The sequence below is a fragment of the Pseudomonas sp. ES3-33 genome (assembly GCF_000952175.1).
Classification (GTDB): domain Bacteria; phylum Pseudomonadota; class Gammaproteobacteria; order Pseudomonadales; family Pseudomonadaceae; genus Aquipseudomonas; species Aquipseudomonas gregormendelii.
Map to the genome: position 1 here is coordinate 1 of NZ_JZRI01000082.1, position 14,315 is coordinate 14,315.

16 protein-coding genes and 1 pseudogene are annotated in these 14,315 nt (G+C 60.4%); 4 read left to right on the forward strand and 13 right to left on the reverse strand.

All coding sequences use genetic code 11. The features are described 5' to 3' along the window. Positions 1–652, reverse strand: a pseudogene (locus UB23_RS29430) (hypothetical protein); the annotation flags it as partial. An 8-nt stretch (positions 653–660) separates the two neighbouring features. Beyond that, complete coding sequence (locus UB23_RS15875) at positions 661–1,515, reverse strand: SH3 domain-containing protein (RefSeq protein ID WP_045060248.1); 855 nt, start codon at positions 1,513–1,515, stop codon at positions 661–663. A gap of 283 nt (positions 1,516–1,798) precedes the next feature. Between UB23_RS15875 and UB23_RS15880 the strand changes: the two genes are divergently transcribed. Next, positions 1,799–2,527, forward strand: a complete 729-nt coding sequence (locus UB23_RS15880) for a class I SAM-dependent methyltransferase (protein ID WP_045060249.1) — start codon at positions 1,799–1,801, stop codon at positions 2,525–2,527. 199 nt (positions 2,528–2,726) lie between these two features. Here the strand turns inward: UB23_RS15880 and tam are convergent, their stop codons facing one another. Beyond that, entirely contained in the window at positions 2,727–3,497 is a 771-nt protein-coding gene (tam, locus tag UB23_RS15885) for a trans-aconitate 2-methyltransferase (RefSeq protein WP_045060250.1), read from the reverse strand. A 75-nt stretch (positions 3,498–3,572) separates the two neighbouring features. After that, complete coding sequence (locus UB23_RS29935; RefSeq protein ID WP_163019358.1) at positions 3,573–3,719, reverse strand: hypothetical protein; 147 nt, start codon at positions 3,717–3,719, stop codon at positions 3,573–3,575. Between the two features lie 179 nt (positions 3,720–3,898). Between UB23_RS29935 and UB23_RS15890 the strand changes: the two genes are divergently transcribed. Next, positions 3,899–4,309, forward strand: a complete 411-nt coding sequence (locus UB23_RS15890) for a low affinity iron permease family protein (RefSeq protein WP_045060251.1) — start codon at positions 3,899–3,901, stop codon at positions 4,307–4,309. A 48-nt stretch (positions 4,310–4,357) separates the two neighbouring features. Here the strand turns inward: UB23_RS15890 and UB23_RS15895 are convergent, their stop codons facing one another. The 4 genes from UB23_RS15895 to yiaY all read right to left on the reverse strand — a co-directional run bounded on the left by UB23_RS15895 (position 4,358) and on the right by yiaY (position 8,412). Further along, positions 4,358–4,861, reverse strand: a complete 504-nt coding sequence (locus tag UB23_RS15895; RefSeq protein WP_045060252.1) for a DUF4142 domain-containing protein — start codon at positions 4,859–4,861, stop codon at positions 4,358–4,360. A 167-nt stretch (positions 4,862–5,028) separates the two neighbouring features. Further along, positions 5,029–6,378 (reverse strand): sensor domain-containing protein, encoded by a 1,350-nt coding sequence (locus UB23_RS15900; RefSeq protein ID WP_045060253.1) that lies wholly within the window; start codon positions 6,376–6,378, stop codon positions 5,029–5,031. Positions 6,379–6,397: 19 nt separating this feature from the next. Next, positions 6,398–7,036, reverse strand: coding sequence for a LysE family translocator (locus tag UB23_RS15905; protein WP_045060254.1), 639 nt, complete (start codon positions 7,034–7,036; stop codon positions 6,398–6,400). A 227-nt stretch (positions 7,037–7,263) separates the two neighbouring features. Continuing rightward, positions 7,264–8,412, reverse strand: coding sequence for an L-threonine dehydrogenase (yiaY, locus tag UB23_RS15910; RefSeq protein WP_045060255.1), 1,149 nt, complete (start codon positions 8,410–8,412; stop codon positions 7,264–7,266). A 156-nt stretch (positions 8,413–8,568) separates the two neighbouring features. Between yiaY and UB23_RS15915 the strand changes: the two genes are divergently transcribed. Then, positions 8,569–9,588 carry a DUF4917 family protein gene (locus UB23_RS15915; protein WP_045060256.1) on the forward strand — a complete coding sequence of 340 codons (1,020 nt, stop codon included), beginning with the start codon at positions 8,569–8,571 and terminating at the stop codon, positions 9,586–9,588. Between the two features lie 75 nt (positions 9,589–9,663). Here the strand turns inward: UB23_RS15915 and UB23_RS15920 are convergent, their stop codons facing one another. The 3 genes from UB23_RS15920 to UB23_RS15930 all read right to left on the reverse strand — a co-directional run bounded on the left by UB23_RS15920 (position 9,664) and on the right by UB23_RS15930 (position 11,008). Beyond that, positions 9,664–10,008 carry a YegP family protein gene (locus UB23_RS15920; protein WP_045060257.1) on the reverse strand — a complete coding sequence of 115 codons (345 nt, stop codon included), beginning with the start codon at positions 10,006–10,008 and terminating at the stop codon, positions 9,664–9,666. A 98-nt stretch (positions 10,009–10,106) separates the two neighbouring features. Then, positions 10,107–10,412, reverse strand: coding sequence for a ribbon-helix-helix domain-containing protein (locus tag UB23_RS15925; RefSeq protein WP_045060258.1), 306 nt, complete (start codon positions 10,410–10,412; stop codon positions 10,107–10,109). 14 nt (positions 10,413–10,426) lie between these two features. Next, on the reverse strand, positions 10,427–11,008 hold the full coding sequence (locus UB23_RS15930; RefSeq protein WP_045060259.1) for a DJ-1/PfpI family protein: 582 nt from the start codon (positions 11,006–11,008) through the stop codon (positions 10,427–10,429). A 352-nt stretch (positions 11,009–11,360) separates the two neighbouring features. Between UB23_RS15930 and UB23_RS15935 the strand changes: the two genes are divergently transcribed. After that, the gene (locus tag UB23_RS15935) at positions 11,361–12,251 is read left to right on the forward strand and encodes a DMT family transporter (RefSeq protein ID WP_045060260.1); all 891 of its coding nucleotides are present in this window, start codon (positions 11,361–11,363) and stop codon (positions 12,249–12,251) included. A 103-nt stretch (positions 12,252–12,354) separates the two neighbouring features. On the opposite strand, the gene UB23_RS15940 is transcribed toward UB23_RS15935, so the two are convergent. Both UB23_RS15940 and UB23_RS15945 read right to left on the reverse strand, forming a co-directional pair. Then, complete coding sequence (locus tag UB23_RS15940) at positions 12,355–13,569, reverse strand: class I SAM-dependent methyltransferase (protein WP_045060261.1); 1,215 nt, start codon at positions 13,567–13,569, stop codon at positions 12,355–12,357. Between the two features lie 97 nt (positions 13,570–13,666). Beyond that, positions 13,667–14,284, reverse strand: a complete 618-nt coding sequence (locus tag UB23_RS15945; RefSeq protein ID WP_045060262.1) for a TPM domain-containing protein — start codon at positions 14,282–14,284, stop codon at positions 13,667–13,669. Positions 14,285–14,315: the final 31 nt, after the last annotated feature.

Consider the following 14,315-nt stretch of genomic DNA (forward strand, 5'->3'; position numbering starts at 1 on the left):
CAACAGCGACAGGTTCAGCCGGGGCTGGAGCTGGAGCTGGAGCTGGAGCTGGAGCAGCAATAGGAGTAGCAACAGGAACAGGGGCTGGTACAACAACCACTGCAGCCGGGGCAACAGGGGCCGGCGCAACAGGTGCTACGGCTGGCGCTGGTGGTGCAGCCACCACTGGCGCTTCAACGACCGGTGAAACCGCAGCAGGCGCGGGTGTGACCGGCGCTGGTGCAGGCGCCGCGGCAGGAGCGGGAACGGCAGCGGGAGCGGCAGCAGCAGGAGCCGCCGGTGCAGCAACAGCCGCAACCACCGGAGCAGGCGCAACCGCCAGCGTCGCTATGCCCAGATTGCTCGCATTGCCCGCGCCAGAGGCGTAAACCACGCCCTTGGCATCGACCGCTTTCCAGCTGACTTTAGCCTGGGGACACTCCTGGCCGAGAATGAAAGGCAACTTGCTCAATAGCCCATTCAATGGCTTCTGATCATCCCAAGTGGGACGCTGCATGGTGATGGCGATTTCCGGCTGGCACCAGGTGGTGGCTTCGCCGTTGACGACAACGTGGATCTGCTCGGTTTTCGAGAAGGCAATCTCGTGTGCAAATGCTTGCGGCGCGAGGCCGCAAGCACTCATCACAGCGAGTGCGAGTGCGCGGTTTTTCATGGAGATCCTTAAATGAGTTCCCAGGTGCCGTTGGCTTGTTTGCAGAACGTGTTCTGTTCCTGCTCGCTCTTGCCGTCTGCCGCCTTGAGGCTGACGGTGACCGGCCGGCAGGCAGTTTCTGCGGCGACCTGCTGGGTCGGCAGGGCAGCAATAGCGTCAAGATCGAAGGCCTTGGTCTCGGTGTCGGCGGCCACGTCCATCTCGTCGAGATTGGCCGCCGGTTTCACGCTGCGTACCACGGCTGCAGATTTGGGCGAGACCAGACCTTTGCTGATGTAGCCCACGGTCACGCCCTTGCGCCCGACCAGAATCCAGTCACCGGTAGAACCCACTGCAGTGAACTCGGTACCCGCCTTGAGCCCGCCGACCTTCTCTGCCGTCTTGTTGGGCGCGGCCCGCACGTTGGAACTGCTCTTGGTCAGGTATTGCTCGTTGATGAGTTTCATCGACGGAACTGCGGCGATCTTTGGCGCGCGCTTTACTTCAACCGTCTTGGTCTCGGTGTACTCCTTGCCCTGCACGATCTGCGCGGTCGCGCCGGAATGGCCGGATGTCCAGGACACCGCTTTAGCCGAATCATTGGCCGGCAGGCTCAAGGCTTCCTGGGTACGCAATGCCAGGGCCTGCTTGTCCTGGTCGTCGAGCATCGAACCGATCTTGTTGCCGATGAAACCGCCGATGGCGCTGGTCAGCAGGACAGCGACAACCTTGCCATTGCCGTTGCCGATAAAGGAGCCAACGACTGCGCCGGCTACCATGCCAACTGCAGTACCAGCCTGCTGCTTGTTAATGCCCAATTGCGCACAACCGGAGGCGGCGGCGATGGACACTGCGAGGACGGCGACGACAAACTTTTTACGCACGGTGAAGCTCCCTTTCTTTCAGGTTCACTGGGGGGACGGAATTTTTTTCAGGCGAAATGACTGCGCCGCGCTGTTCGGAAACAGAGCGTTTAACGTAGGGTGGCGGAGTAAACGGAAGGCATTGCAAACCACGGGTACGGCAGACATCCAACTGATCCTTGTCAGAAATACAGGCGTAAAACCCTGATTGAAAGGGTCTGCGCCAGCAGATGTAGCATATTGCCATCTCGCCGACGGATGCACCAGCCGCCCGTGCTCACTAACGCGACAGAGCAGCTCGAACATGACTCAAAACATTTACGACGATCTCGAATTTTTCCAGGCCTACAGCCAGTTGGGCCGCTCGGTCGGTGGCCTGGATGCCGCACCGGAGTGGCCTGCCCTCAAAGCACTGCTGCCCCCCCTAAAAGACCTGAAGGTGGTGGACCTGGGGTGCGGTTATGGTTGGTTCTGCCGCTGGGCCAGTGAACAAGGCGCAGCCCGTGTGCTGGGGCTCGACGTCTCGGAAAAAATGCTCGAACGGGCCCGTCAGACCACCAGCGGCGCCACCGTGCAATACGCCCGCGCCGACCTGGAACACCTCGACCTGCCAGCCGCGCAATTCGACCTGGCCTACAGCTCGCTGGCGCTGCACTACATCAAGGATCTGCCAGCGCTATTCGCCACGATTCACGCAGCGCTGAAACCCGGCTCGCGTTTCGTCTTCTCGATTGAACACCCGATCTTCATGGCGCCGCGCAACCCCGGCTGGCTGACGGACAGCGAGGGCCACAAGCGCTGGCCGGTGGACAGTTATCAACGCGAAGGCGAACGGGTCACTAACTGGCTGGCCGATGGCGTGATCAAGCAGCATCGAACCGTCGGCACGTTGCTGAACACGCTGATCGCAGCGGGATTCAGCATCAGCCACGTCAATGAATGGGGCCCGAGCGACGCCGATGTGGTGGCGCTGCCGGCGCTCGCGGAAGAACGAGAGAGACCGATGATGATGCTGGTGGCGGTGGAGCGCTGACGAGCGCGCCGAATCACGACTCCCCCTGTAGGAGCAAAGCTTGCTCGCGATTGCGCACTGACAGCCACCATTGATGTCGACTGACACTACGCAATCGCGAGCAAGCTTTGCTCCCACAAGATTCAGCTCCAGATTTGCTGCAACAAGATTCAGATCCAGATTTGATCCCAGTGGATTCAGGTCCGGAGAACCTGGCGCACTACCGGGTCGCGACAATAAACAACCGCGGAAACGGCAGCAGTACTGATCCATCTTCCAGCGCCGGATAAGCCTGCTCAACGCCCGCCAGATACTCCTGGAGAAAAGCATCGCGCTCTTTCTCATTCAGAGGCTCGAGAAACGGACGCAAACCACTGCCCTTGAACCATTCGACGACCCCCGAAGGCCCCGCAGCCAATGGGTGATGATAGGTGGTGAGCCAGACGTCGACCCGTGAACAGTGCGGGCGCAGCACGGCGTAATAATCGCTGGCGCTGGCGACCTCGGTGCGTTGCGCGGCAGCCCCGGCCAGTTTTTTTGCCCACGGCCCCGTCGCAGCCACCTCTCGCATCAAGCGGTGCGATGGCTGGTTGAGCGTGTCGGGCATCTGCACCGCCAGGCTGCCGCCCGGCGCCAGTTTGTCCACCAACGCGGGCAACAATGAGGCGTGATCAGGCAACCACTGCAACACTGCATTGGCGAAAATCACATCGAACGGACCCGTCTCGCTCCACTGATCGATGTCGGAAACATCGAACCGCACTTGAGGCAAGCGCTTGCGTGCGGCTTCGATCATGTCGCTGGAACTGTCCAGCCCGCGCAATGTGGCGTGGGGATAGCGCTCCACCAACAGCTCCGTGGAGTTGCCCGGACCGCAGCCGATATCGATGGCCGAATGCACATCCCCTGGCGGTAGCGCGGCCAGCAGGTCGCGGGCGGGACGCGTGCGCTCATTTTCAAAAGCGACGTATTGTCTGGCAGACCAACTCATTGCGTTCTCCTGTAGGTGCGAAACGGCCAGGCACAAGCTTCACGGCAAATTCGCACCCACAAAAATAGCACGGACCTATTTGTCCGCTGCCTCCTTGTCCTGCATCTGCACCGAAGACTTGGTGCCATCAGTGTTGTCCCGGGTTTCGTTATCGGAATTATCGAAGCAGCCTTGCAGGGCGAACAGGCAGCAGGAAAGGCAAAGAGTGCGCAGGATGTTCATGGGGGGGCTCCAACTCTAATGGGGTTTAACTAGTGACTCTCCAGAGCGGGCAAAGGTTGCGACTGTCACCGCGATCAACGTCGAGCGTGGCTTTTTTTGACTCGAGTAAAATGTAAGCAGAATTTTCCATGTGCCGGTGCTGTCACAAATTCAAGTGCACCCCAATAAGGAATCCGGCAATGAAATTCGCAAAGATCTCGCAGAAGCTCGCTCTGTGGGCCGGCAGCCCCAAGACGTTCATGGCGGCCTTGATCCTGATATTCCTCTGGGGCTTGAGCGGTCCGATATTTGGCTACAACGATACCTGGCAGCTGGTCATCAATACGTCCACCACGATTATCACCTTCCTCATGGTGTTCCTGATCCAGAACACGCAAAACCGCGACACCGACATTCTCCACCTGAAAATCGACGAGTTGCTGCGGGTCAACAAGGAAGCGCAAAACGCCATGTTGGGCCTCGAATTGCTCGACCTGAAACAGCTGGAAGCCTTGCGCAAACACTATCGGGCCATGGGCGAAAAAGACGTCCACGCCCTCGAAGGGCTGGCTGCGGCGAACAAGCGCAAACAAGACCTGAACGAATGCTGAGCAAAAAAAACGGCGCCTGTGATGGGCGCCGTTTTGCGTTACTGGAAGCTATCGACTGGCTTGCAGGGCCCTGGCCATCTGTAAGTGATTCTGCAACTTGGGCAAAGTCTCTTCGGCAAACGCCTTGATTTTCGGCACCTGCGTGGACTGCGCCTGTTGCTGCAGTTGCTGGATGGCTTCTTCAGTGGTTTTCACCTGACTGGCCGCATAGGCCTGGTCGAACGAAGCGCCGTCCTGCACCTCGGGCATCAGGGCCTTGGCTTTATCCACCACCACTTCCCGTGGCGCCACCGGCAAGTCCAGCTGCTTGGCTATCTTGGCCAGATGCTGGTTAGCGGTGGTGCGGTCGTTGATCACCACGATGGTGTAGTCCTTGACCTCCTTGGATTCGGTTTTCTGATGCGCCAGGCGGCTGGCTTCGATGTCGGCCATGCCTTTGGCCGACGCATCGTTGATGAATTCGGCGGGTGACTGGGCGAAGGCATGGGTGGCAAACAACCCCAGTAACGTGGCAAAACTGATAGTGCGTAAACGGGTGGCCATCCGGCTCATGGTCGCGCCCTCCTCTTGAAGAATTCAAGCGCGAGCTTTCGCTCCCGCCTCTGGGTGATGACTGCGGCAGACAGCAGCCCGCATCACATAGGAAGTTCAAGAGCTTGAAAGGTTTAGTAAAGCTGACGCCAGTGCGACGAACGGTGGCCAATACAGAGCGATCAGGCTCAGACATCCAGGCGACGGCGATCTCTACGCTTGGCGCCGTACATCGCTTCGTCAGCATGGCGCAGCAGCTGCGACTCTTCGCTGCCATGCTCGGGGTAACGCGCGATGCCGATGCTGGTCTGGATGCTCATACCATGTCCGTCAAGGCGAAGGGGCTGAGCGAGCACCTGGCGTATATTAGCCGCCACCCGCTCGGGGTCTTGCCCGGCATCGATACGGTGCAGCAGCACGACGAACTCGTCTCCGCCCATACGGGCCACTGTGTCCGAACCGGTTACGCAACTCTTGAGTCGATGGGCGACCGCCTGTAACAGCAGATCACCAATGGCGTGACCGTGGGTATCGTTGACTTCCTTGAAGCGATCCAGATCGACATACAGCAAGGCCATTCGGCCTTCATTGAGATGCGCCGCTGTCAGCGCGGTTTTCAGGCGCTCGCGTAACAGGGTGCGGTTGGGCAACTGGGTCAGGGCGTCATGCCGAGCCATGTGATGCAAACGCGCGTGCAGTTGCTTGCGTTCAATTGCTGTTGCGACCTGGGCGCAGACGAAATGCAGCAGTTCCTGGTCCTGTTCGGTATAACGCAGGCCGTCCGGGCCGCTTTTGACCAGTACGGCGCCGATGGTGCCGTTCTGCGAGCTCAGCGGCACACCCAGCCAGCACGGCGAATCCTGGCTCGACACCAGCGCTTCAAAGCCTGCCGCCGCAGTGTGTTGCCCGGGTGTCAGCAACAGCGGCTGGCCGCTTCGAATGACCTCAGTGCACAGACGCTCGGTCACCGCTCCCGGCAGATCGGGCGAACACCCTGCTTCGTCGACGTGATAAGGAAACTGCAACGGTGCGCCATGCTCGTCGCACAGGGCCACGGTGAAATTCAGCGCCGGCAGCCATTCACCAATGATCGAGTGGATGCGCTTGAACAATGCCAGCAAATCTTCAGCCGCGTGGGCGGCCTCGGAAATCGCGTACAGCGCGGCTTGTCGGGACTCGGCCTGCTTGCGCCCGGTGATGTCTCGGGCCACGGCGATGCGCAGCTGATCGACTTCAGACCAGCGCGCCGACCAGAGAAGGTGCACGACGCGGCCATCCTTGCGCACGTAGCGATTTTCGAAGTTGAGTTTGGGCTCGCCGCCCATGATTTCCCGGGCGGCGTCGAGCGTGCGCTGCCGATCGGCGGGATGTACCAGGTCGATCATCCGCTGACCGATCAGCTCGTCGGCGGTATAGCCAAATACCTGTTCGCAGGCCGCACTGATGAACACGAAGGTGCCTTGCTTGTCGACGGCGCAAACCGCGTCCAGCAGCAAATCGATGTAACTCGCCAGGGGCGCGGAATTTCTGCTTGCCATGATGCTCCGGCGATTCGCCTCAAGTCCTGTCAGTCACCAGCCCGGGCAATGCATGCGCCAGGGCATTGATGGCGAAACCGATAAACATCACGCCACACAACCGGGTGATCAATAACTCATGGCGTTGGTACAAGGTCCGCACCTGACGCGTACCGACGATGCCAATGAGGATAGCGTAGGCTACCAGGCCGCCGAGAAAACTCAGCACGATCAACCAGGGCAGCATCGACCAGTTGAGCAACTCTGCCCGGCTGGACAACAGCGCGGTGAATGTTGCAACCGCCACCGGATACGCCTTGGGATTGGTCAGTCCGAACATAATGCCGTGCCACAACGGCTGCCGCGCCGCGCCTTGGGGCGCCTCGCCACTGCCACGCCTGGCACGCACTGCGCGCCATCCGAGCCAGAACAGATACAGCCCGCTGAGCACGCCCAGCACGTCGAACGCGGTGCTGCCGATCTCCCGCGCACCCACTATGGCGATCAGTGCTGTACTGCACCAGACCACATCCCCGAGCAAATGCCCACACAAAAAACCTGCCCCGGCCCGCCGCCCTCGCGCTGCACCGATGCCAAACACCGCCAACACACCGGGCCCCGGTGTAATGCCGTAGATAAAACCCGAGGCGAGAACGGCCATGAGCAACGATGGGGTCATCGGTAAATCCTTTGAACGACGGGGTGACTGCACGCCAGTCTATCTCAGGTCTTGGGGCAGCCAATGTATTCTTCGTCGATACGCTCTCCTGTGGGAGTCAAGCTTGCTCGCGATAGTGGTCAATCAGCCGATAAAAGTTTTGAGCACCAGCCCGTCATCGCGAGCAAGCTCTGCCCCCAACAACGTGCAGGGGCTCTGCGAGCCCCTGCACCCGCCCGAAAAACAACTTAAAACGCGCTGCGGAAAATCTCCTCGATCTGGCGCTGATCCGCTGGGCGCGGGTTGGTCAGGCCGCAGGCGTCTTTGAGGGCGTTGGTAGCCAGGATCGGGATGTCGCTGAGTTTGGCACCCAGGTCGCGCAGGCCGGCGGGGATCTCGACGTCACGCGCCAGGGTGCGGATCGCGGCGATGGCGGCCTGGGCGCCCTCCTCCGGACTGAAGCCGCGGATATCGGCGCCCATGGCGTGGGCCACATCGGTCAGGCGGTCGGCGCAGACCAGCGCGTTGAAGCTCTGCACGTGAGGCAGCAGTACGGCATTGCAGACGCCATGGGGCAGGTCGTAAAAACCGCCCAACTGGTGGGCCATGGCGTGGACGAATCCCAAGGACGCATTGTTGAACGCCATGCCCGCGAGGAACTGCGCGTACGCCATGTTTTCCCGGGCCGCCAGGTCGCTGCCGTCGCGTACGGCCAGACGCAGGTTGTTGCTGATCAGGGTGACGGCTTTGAGCGCGCAGGCATCGGTGATCGGGTTGGCAGCGGTCGACACGTAGGCTTCGATGGCGTGGGTCAATGCGTCCATGCCGGTGGCTGCCGTGAGGCTCTTGGGCATCGCGACCATCAGCGCCGGGTCGTTGACCGACAGCAGCGGTGTAACGTTGCGGTCGACGATGGCCATTTTCACGTGACGGGATTCGTCGGTGATGATGCAGAAGCGGGTCATCTCGCTGGCGGTGCCGGCAGTGGTGTTGATGGCGATCAGCGGCAGTTGCGGCTGGCTGGATTGATCAACGCCTTCATAGTCGCGGATCTGCCCGCCGTTGGTGGCGCACAGGGCGATGCCCTTGGCGCAGTCATGGGGCGAACCGCCGCCCAGCGACACCACGAAATCACACCGGCTTTCCTTGAGCAGACCAAGGCCCAGTTCGACGTTGGCGATGCTCGGGTTCGGCCTGGCGCCGTCAAAGATCACCGATTCGATGTCCAGCAGCGCCAGCTTCCCGGCGATCATGCCGGCGACGCCGGCCTTGGCCAGCCCGGTATCGGTGACGATCAGGGCCTTGCGAAACCCGTACTTGCCAATGGCAACCATGGCTTCGTCAAGGCAGCCGATGCCCATGATGTTCACGGCGGGGATAAAAAAAGTGCTGCTCATGAGCGAATCTCCTGACAGGAGCCGAACCGGTGATACCGACCCAGCGGGTACCCACAGGATCGACCCATCGGCGATGCGCTAACTTGATCTGGCTCAACGTCGGGTCGTGATAAAGTCACCGCCCATCAGACCTTTTGCTTCGAGACTCTCACCGCAATGACCGATTTCCAGGATGTTGATGCCCAACTTGAAGACTGGAATGCCTTGCGCGCCACCGCCTCGCTTGATGGCCTGCTGGTGGGCAATGGCGCCAGTCGCGCCGTGTGGGATGATTTTGGCTATGACTCGCTGTTTGAAAACGCCCGCACGGTTGAAGAAAAACCCTTGAGCCAATCCGAGCTGAGCGTATTTGACGCGTTGCAGACCCGCAGTTTCGAACAGGTCCTCAGCGCGCTGAAAACCACCAGCCGGGTGAACAAGGCCCTGGCAGTGAGCTCCGCCGCCCCGCGCAATCGCTACTATGCGATCAAGGAAGCGCTGATCAACACTGTGCATGCGGTGCATATTCCCTGGCGCCTGATCGTGCCTGCCACACTGGCTGCCATCAGTCAGGAGCTGGGCCGATACCGGACGGTGTTCACCACCAACTATGATCTGCTCAACCACTGGGCGATCCAGCACCAGCCAGATGCGATCAGCGACCTGTTCCAGGGCACCGAGCCACGCTTTGACCTGAGTGCCGCGGCCACGGGCAAAACCCGCTTGCTGTACCTGCACGGCGGCCTGCACCTGGTGCGCAACCAGGACGGCACGGCGCGCAAACTGATGACGACCGAGGGCACGTTGCTGGGCAGCTTTGCCATCAACAACACGATCAAGACCCTGGACGACGTGCCACTGTTCGTGAATGAGGGACAGTCCCAGGACAAGCTCAGGACCATCCGCAGCTCGGACTATCTGTCGTTCTGCTATGACCAGCTACTGGGGCATGGCGAGGGTTTGTGCATTTTCGGGCATGCGTTGGGCGAGCAGGACAACCACATCATCCAGGCGCTGCGCCAGGCGCAACCCAAGGTGGTGGCGATTTCGATTTATCCGCGCAGCAAGGCGTTTATCCAGCACCAGAAGCGGCATTACGCGAAGGTGTTCGAGGGGACGGGGTCAGCGTTGCGGTTTTTTGATGCCAAGACGCATGCGTTGGGCAGCCCCAAGCTCACCGTACCGGTGGAGGTATAGCGCTGGGGCGGCCGACGCCATCGCGAGTAGGCTCACTCCCACCGGGGGATGTGTGTCAGGCTTGAGGGAGGGTGATCAGAGCACCGGCAGAGTCTTGTCCTTGATCACCGTGCTCGGGCCATTGGCCTTGACGCTGGTGATGCCTTTTTCCAGTGCCGAAGCGTTGGCGTAGGATTCGCTGCTGCCAATGACCTCGTGATTGCCGGCCTTTAGATTGAAGTAAGGATGGCCGTCTTTGGTGGTCTTCCTTTCGTAGCGTTCTTCCAGCGGGCTGTTGCTCTGCACTGCCGCAATGCCTTTGTCGGCAGCGGCGCGGGTGGTGTACAACTCGCTGGTCAGAATGGTTTCGGCATTCGCGGCCTTCAGGACAAATCTGTACTGGCCACTGCTGCTTTTGCTCACTTCGTACCATCCGGACATGCTGGTGCTCCTGGGCAATTGAGAGGTTTCGCGCTTCAGAGTAAAGACCAGCCGAGGTTTTTTGTCGCCTGTCCGCGATGGCGGCGACGCGGTTAACGCTACTTCACCGCCGCGCGCACCACCGATAACTCCGGCGCCTGCCCCCGCCGCTGACTCAGATACCGCGTGCAACTCACCCTTAGAAACGAAGCAAAATTCACCACCTCGCCGCGGTAGTCCATCACCTCTTCATACAGCTTGGCGATCAACTGGTTGGTGGTCATGCCGTCGACTTCGGCGATTTCGCCCAGGATGTCCCAGAACTGGTTTTCCAGGCGCAGCGTGGTCACCACCCCGCAAATGCGTAGCGAGCGGGAGCGCGATTCGTAGAGGATCGGATCGGCTTTGACGTAGAGCTCGCACATCGCAATATCCCTCGTTACAGCGTGATTTGGGTGCCCAGCAATCCGAGAAAACCCGCGAGCCAGCTCGGGTGCGCCGGCCAGGCGGGCGCAGTGGCCAGATTGCCTTGAACGTGGCCCTGCGTCACCGGGATATCGATGAACGTACCTCCGGCAAGGCGCACCTCCGGAGCACAGGCCGGGTAGGCGCTGCACTCGCGGCCTTCAAGCACCCCGGCGGCGGCCAGCAGTTGCGCACCGTGGCACACGGCAGCGATCGGCTTGCCGGCCTGGTCAAACGCTCTCACCAGATCCAGGACCTGTTCATTGAGGCGCAGATATTCAGGAGCGCGGCCGCCGGGAATGACCAGCGCGTCGTAGTCCTGTGCCTTGACCTGGGCGAAGTCGAAGTTCAGGGCGAACAGGTGGCCGGGTTTTTCACTGTAGGTCTGGTCGCCTTCGAAGTCATGAATCGCCGTGCGCACGGTCTGGCCGGCGCTCTTGTCCGGGCACACCGCATGCACCGTGTGACCGACCATGAGTAATGCCTGGAACGGCACCATCACTTCGTAATCTTCGACGTAATCGCCGACCAGCAGCAGAATTTTCTTGGCAGCCATGAGGGGAACTCCTTGGGGGTACAGGGGAGTATTGAAGGTAGTCTTTATCTGTAGGGGTGGGTAATAACCTGCTACTACGGCATGGCGTTGGGATGGGTTGGTTCGGGCTGTAGCTGCGGCTGCGGCTGCGGTTGTATGCGGACGGCGTAGGAGCTGGCGTAGCCTGCGATCTTTTGGCGGTGTCGGAGGGGACGCAAGATCGAGATCAAGAGATCGCAGCCTTCGGCAACTCCTACGTTCGGGGATTACCCGAACTGTACACCCAACTCTGTGCCTATCTGTAACCGTCCAGGCGCGGTGGATTGTGGCTAGATGAAGCCACGCTCCATCATCCCTGATCCTGGTCCCCATCATGTCCTCGCGCGAAAACACCGGCATGGCCCTCGGCCTGCTAGGCGTAGTGATCTTCAGCCTCACCCTGCCCTTCACACGGATCGTCGTGCAGGAAATCCATCCCTTGCTCAACGGCCTGGGGCGAGCCCTGTTTGCGGCAGTACCGGCGGCGCTGCTTCTGCTGTGGCAGCGAGAGAAATGGCCCACCTGGAAACAGATCAAAGGCCTGACGCTGGTAATCGCCGGGGTGATTCTGGGATTTCCGGTGCTTTCGGCCTGGGCGATGCAAACGTTGCCGGCATCCCACGGGGCGCTGGTGAACGGGCTGCAACCCTTGTGCGTGGCGCTGTACGCCGCCTGGTTGTCCCACGAGCGGCCGTCAAAAGCCTTCTGGGCCTGCGCGGCGCTGGGCAGCGCGCTGGTGCTCGGTTATGCATTGATCAGCGGCGCGGGTAGCATCCAGGCCGGTGACTTGCTGATGTTGGGTGCGATTGCCGTGGGCGGCCTGGGGTATGCGGAGGGAGGCCGGCTGGCCAAGGAAATGGGCGGCTGGCAAGTGATCTGCTGGGCGCTGGTGCTGTCGACGCCGCTGTTGATCGGACCAGTACTTTACCTGGCGCTGCAACATCAGGGCGAGATCTCCGCCAGGACCTGGTGGGCTTTCGGCTACGTTTCACTGTTTTCGCAGTTCATCGGTTTTTTCGCCTGGTACGCCGGGCTGGCCATGGGCGGAATCGCCCGGGTCAGTCAGATCCAGTTGCTGCAGATCTTTTTCACCATTGCCTTTTCTGCGTTGTTCTTCGGCGAACACGTTGAGCCGATCACCTGGGTGTTTGCTGGCGGGGTGATTGTGACGGTCATGCTGGGACGCAAGACTGCGGTCAAACCTGCCCGCATCGCGACCTCATGAGGCCTCGCCGCCCGGAGCAGGCGCAACGCTTGCTCACGATATCGAGATCGCCATCGCTATCGCTATCGCGAGCAAGCTTTGCTCCTACAGGCATGGTCACCCTTCAGAGGTAACCATCAGCCCGCAGCAAGGTTTCCAGGCAGTGCTCGCTGATACGGTAGAAGTCCTTCAGCTCCTGGATCTTTACCAGCAACTGCGCCGGGTCCACGGGCTCGGCGCGCTTGACTGCCAGGATCATCTTGTTTTTGTTGGTGTGGTCCAGCGAGATGAACTCGAACACCTTGGTTTCATAACCGCAGGCTTCCAGGAACAGCGCACGCAGGCTGTCGGTGACCATTTCCGCCTGCTGCCCCAGATGCAGGCCGTATTGCAACATCGGCTTGAGTAAAGCCGGGCTCTGAATCTGCAGGCGGATCTGTTTGTGGCAGCACGGCGAACACATGATGATCGAGGCGCCCGACCGAATGCCGGTATGGATCGCGTAGTCAGTGGCAATGTCACACGCATGCAAGGCGATCATCACCTCCAGTTCGCTCGGCGCCACGCTGCGCACGTCACCGCATTTGAACACCAGCCCCGGATGCTCGAGCTTGGCAGCAGCGGCATTGCACAGGGTCACCATGTCTTCGCGCAGCTCGACTCCAGTCACTTCGCCCTCGGCGTGCAGCGTGTTGCGCAGGTAATCGTGAATCGCGAACGTCAGGTAGCCCTTGCCTGAGCCAAAATCGGCGACCCGAACCGGCTTGTCCAGCGCAAGTGGCGAGGTGGTGAGGGCGTGGCTGAACACCTCGATGAACTTGTTGATCTGCTTCCACTTACGCGACATCGCCGGGATGAGTTCGTGTTTCCCGTTGGTCACGCCGAGGTCGGCAAGGAACGGCCGGCTGAGGTCCAGAAAACGATTCTTCTCGCGGTTGTGCTCGGCGGACGGCACTTCGCGCAGTTGCTGGGGTTTACTTTTGAACAGCGAACTCTTGCCCTTTTTACTGTATTCGAGCTGGGCTTCGTCAGTCACCGACAGCAAGTGGGCATTCTTGAATGAGGCTGGCAGCAAAGCGCCAATGCTGGCCACGCCCTCGCCCAGCGCCAGGTTCCTGGTGATATCGCGGGTCTTGTAACGGTAGACAAAAGACAGGCACGGCTGATCCTTTACCGTCAGCTGCTTGATGATCACGCGCTGCAAATCCGGCTCGTCACCGACGTACTTGGCCAGTACCAACTTGATAAACGCATGCTGCTCCAGGCTTGAACGCAGCAAGTCGATGAACTGCGCGTGGTGATCCGGCGCGAGGCTGGCGGGGGGGGCAACAATGGACATGGCAGAAACAGCCTCAGGCGGAGCAAACAGGGAATGCCGCTATTTTAAGGGGGATGGCCGCTTTGGGCACGGGGTTATTTGCCACAGGTCCTGAAACCTAACCCAATACCACCAGACGGTTGGGCAACTCGTTCCTGGCATGGGTAACCGGCACATGCACCTTCAGCAACTCTCCACAGGCCTCGACGCAGGTCACGAACCCCTGCAAGGTCTGACCCTGTTTCACCTGGTGGGTAAAGGTCGAGACAATCGCGTCCCAGGTCTTGTTATCCAGGCGACTGGAGATCCCTTCATCCACCAGGATTTCCACATAACGCTCGGCTTCGCAGACAAAAATCAGCATCCCGGTGCTGCCCACCGTATGGTGCAGGTTCTGTTCCAGGAACTGTCGGCGCGCCAGGTTCGATGCACGCCAATGCCGCACCGACCGAGGGATGAGGTGGGTAGTGATGCGCGGGATGCGGAACAGCAGGCACAACACGATAAAGCTCCCCCATTGCACCAGCAGCAGGCTGTGCAGGGTCAGCCAGCCGGTCAGGTAATGCACGACACCCGGCACCACCAGGGCCAGCAGGCTGGCCCACAGCAGTGGAATGTAGGCATAGTCGTCCGCACGAGCGGCGAGCACGGTGACCAGTTCGGCGTCGGTCTCGCGCTCCACCCGCGCGATCGCTTCGGCGACCTTGCGCTGTTCGTGTTCATTCAGTAATGCCATATCAGAAACGCTCGCTCACTTATTGTCATCA

Excerpts from the sequence above, each read along its gene's own strand:
- UB23_RS15940 (WP_045060261.1), bottom strand. The coding sequence starts at position 13,569 with ATGTCCATTGTTGCCCCCCCCGCCAGCCTCGCGCCGGATCACCACGCG.
- UB23_RS15900 (WP_045060253.1), bottom strand. The coding sequence starts at position 6,378 with ATGGCAAGCAGAAATTCCGCGCCCCTGGCGAGTTACATCGATTTGCTG.
- UB23_RS15930 (WP_045060259.1), bottom strand. The coding sequence starts at position 11,008 with ATGGCTGCCAAGAAAATTCTGCTGCTGGTCGGCGATTACGTCGAAGAT.
- tam (WP_045060250.1), bottom strand. The coding sequence starts at position 3,497 with ATGAGTTGGTCTGCCAGACAATACGTCGCTTTTGAAAATGAGCGCACG.
- yiaY (WP_045060255.1), bottom strand. The coding sequence starts at position 8,412 with ATGAGCAGCACTTTTTTTATCCCCGCCGTGAACATCATGGGCATCGGC.
- UB23_RS15920 (WP_045060257.1), bottom strand. The coding sequence starts at position 10,008 with ATGTCCGGATGGTACGAAGTGAGCAAAAGCAGCAGTGGCCAGTACAGA.
- UB23_RS15895 (WP_045060252.1), bottom strand. The coding sequence starts at position 4,861 with ATGAGCCGGATGGCCACCCGTTTACGCACTATCAGTTTTGCCACGTTA.
- UB23_RS15935 (WP_045060260.1), top strand. The coding sequence starts at position 11,361 with ATGTCCTCGCGCGAAAACACCGGCATGGCCCTCGGCCTGCTAGGCGTA.
- UB23_RS15945 (WP_045060262.1), bottom strand. The coding sequence starts at position 14,284 with ATGGCATTACTGAATGAACACGAACAGCGCAAGGTCGCCGAAGCGATC.
- UB23_RS15915 (WP_045060256.1), top strand. The coding sequence starts at position 8,569 with ATGACCGATTTCCAGGATGTTGATGCCCAACTTGAAGACTGGAATGCC.
- UB23_RS15890 (WP_045060251.1), top strand. The coding sequence starts at position 3,899 with ATGAAATTCGCAAAGATCTCGCAGAAGCTCGCTCTGTGGGCCGGCAGC.
- UB23_RS15880 (WP_045060249.1), top strand. The coding sequence starts at position 1,799 with ATGACTCAAAACATTTACGACGATCTCGAATTTTTCCAGGCCTACAGC.
- UB23_RS15925 (WP_045060258.1), bottom strand. The coding sequence starts at position 10,412 with ATGTGCGAGCTCTACGTCAAAGCCGATCCGATCCTCTACGAATCGCGC.
- UB23_RS15905 (WP_045060254.1), bottom strand. The coding sequence starts at position 7,036 with ATGACCCCATCGTTGCTCATGGCCGTTCTCGCCTCGGGTTTTATCTAC.
- UB23_RS29935 (WP_163019358.1), bottom strand. The coding sequence starts at position 3,719 with ATGAACATCCTGCGCACTCTTTGCCTTTCCTGCTGCCTGTTCGCCCTG.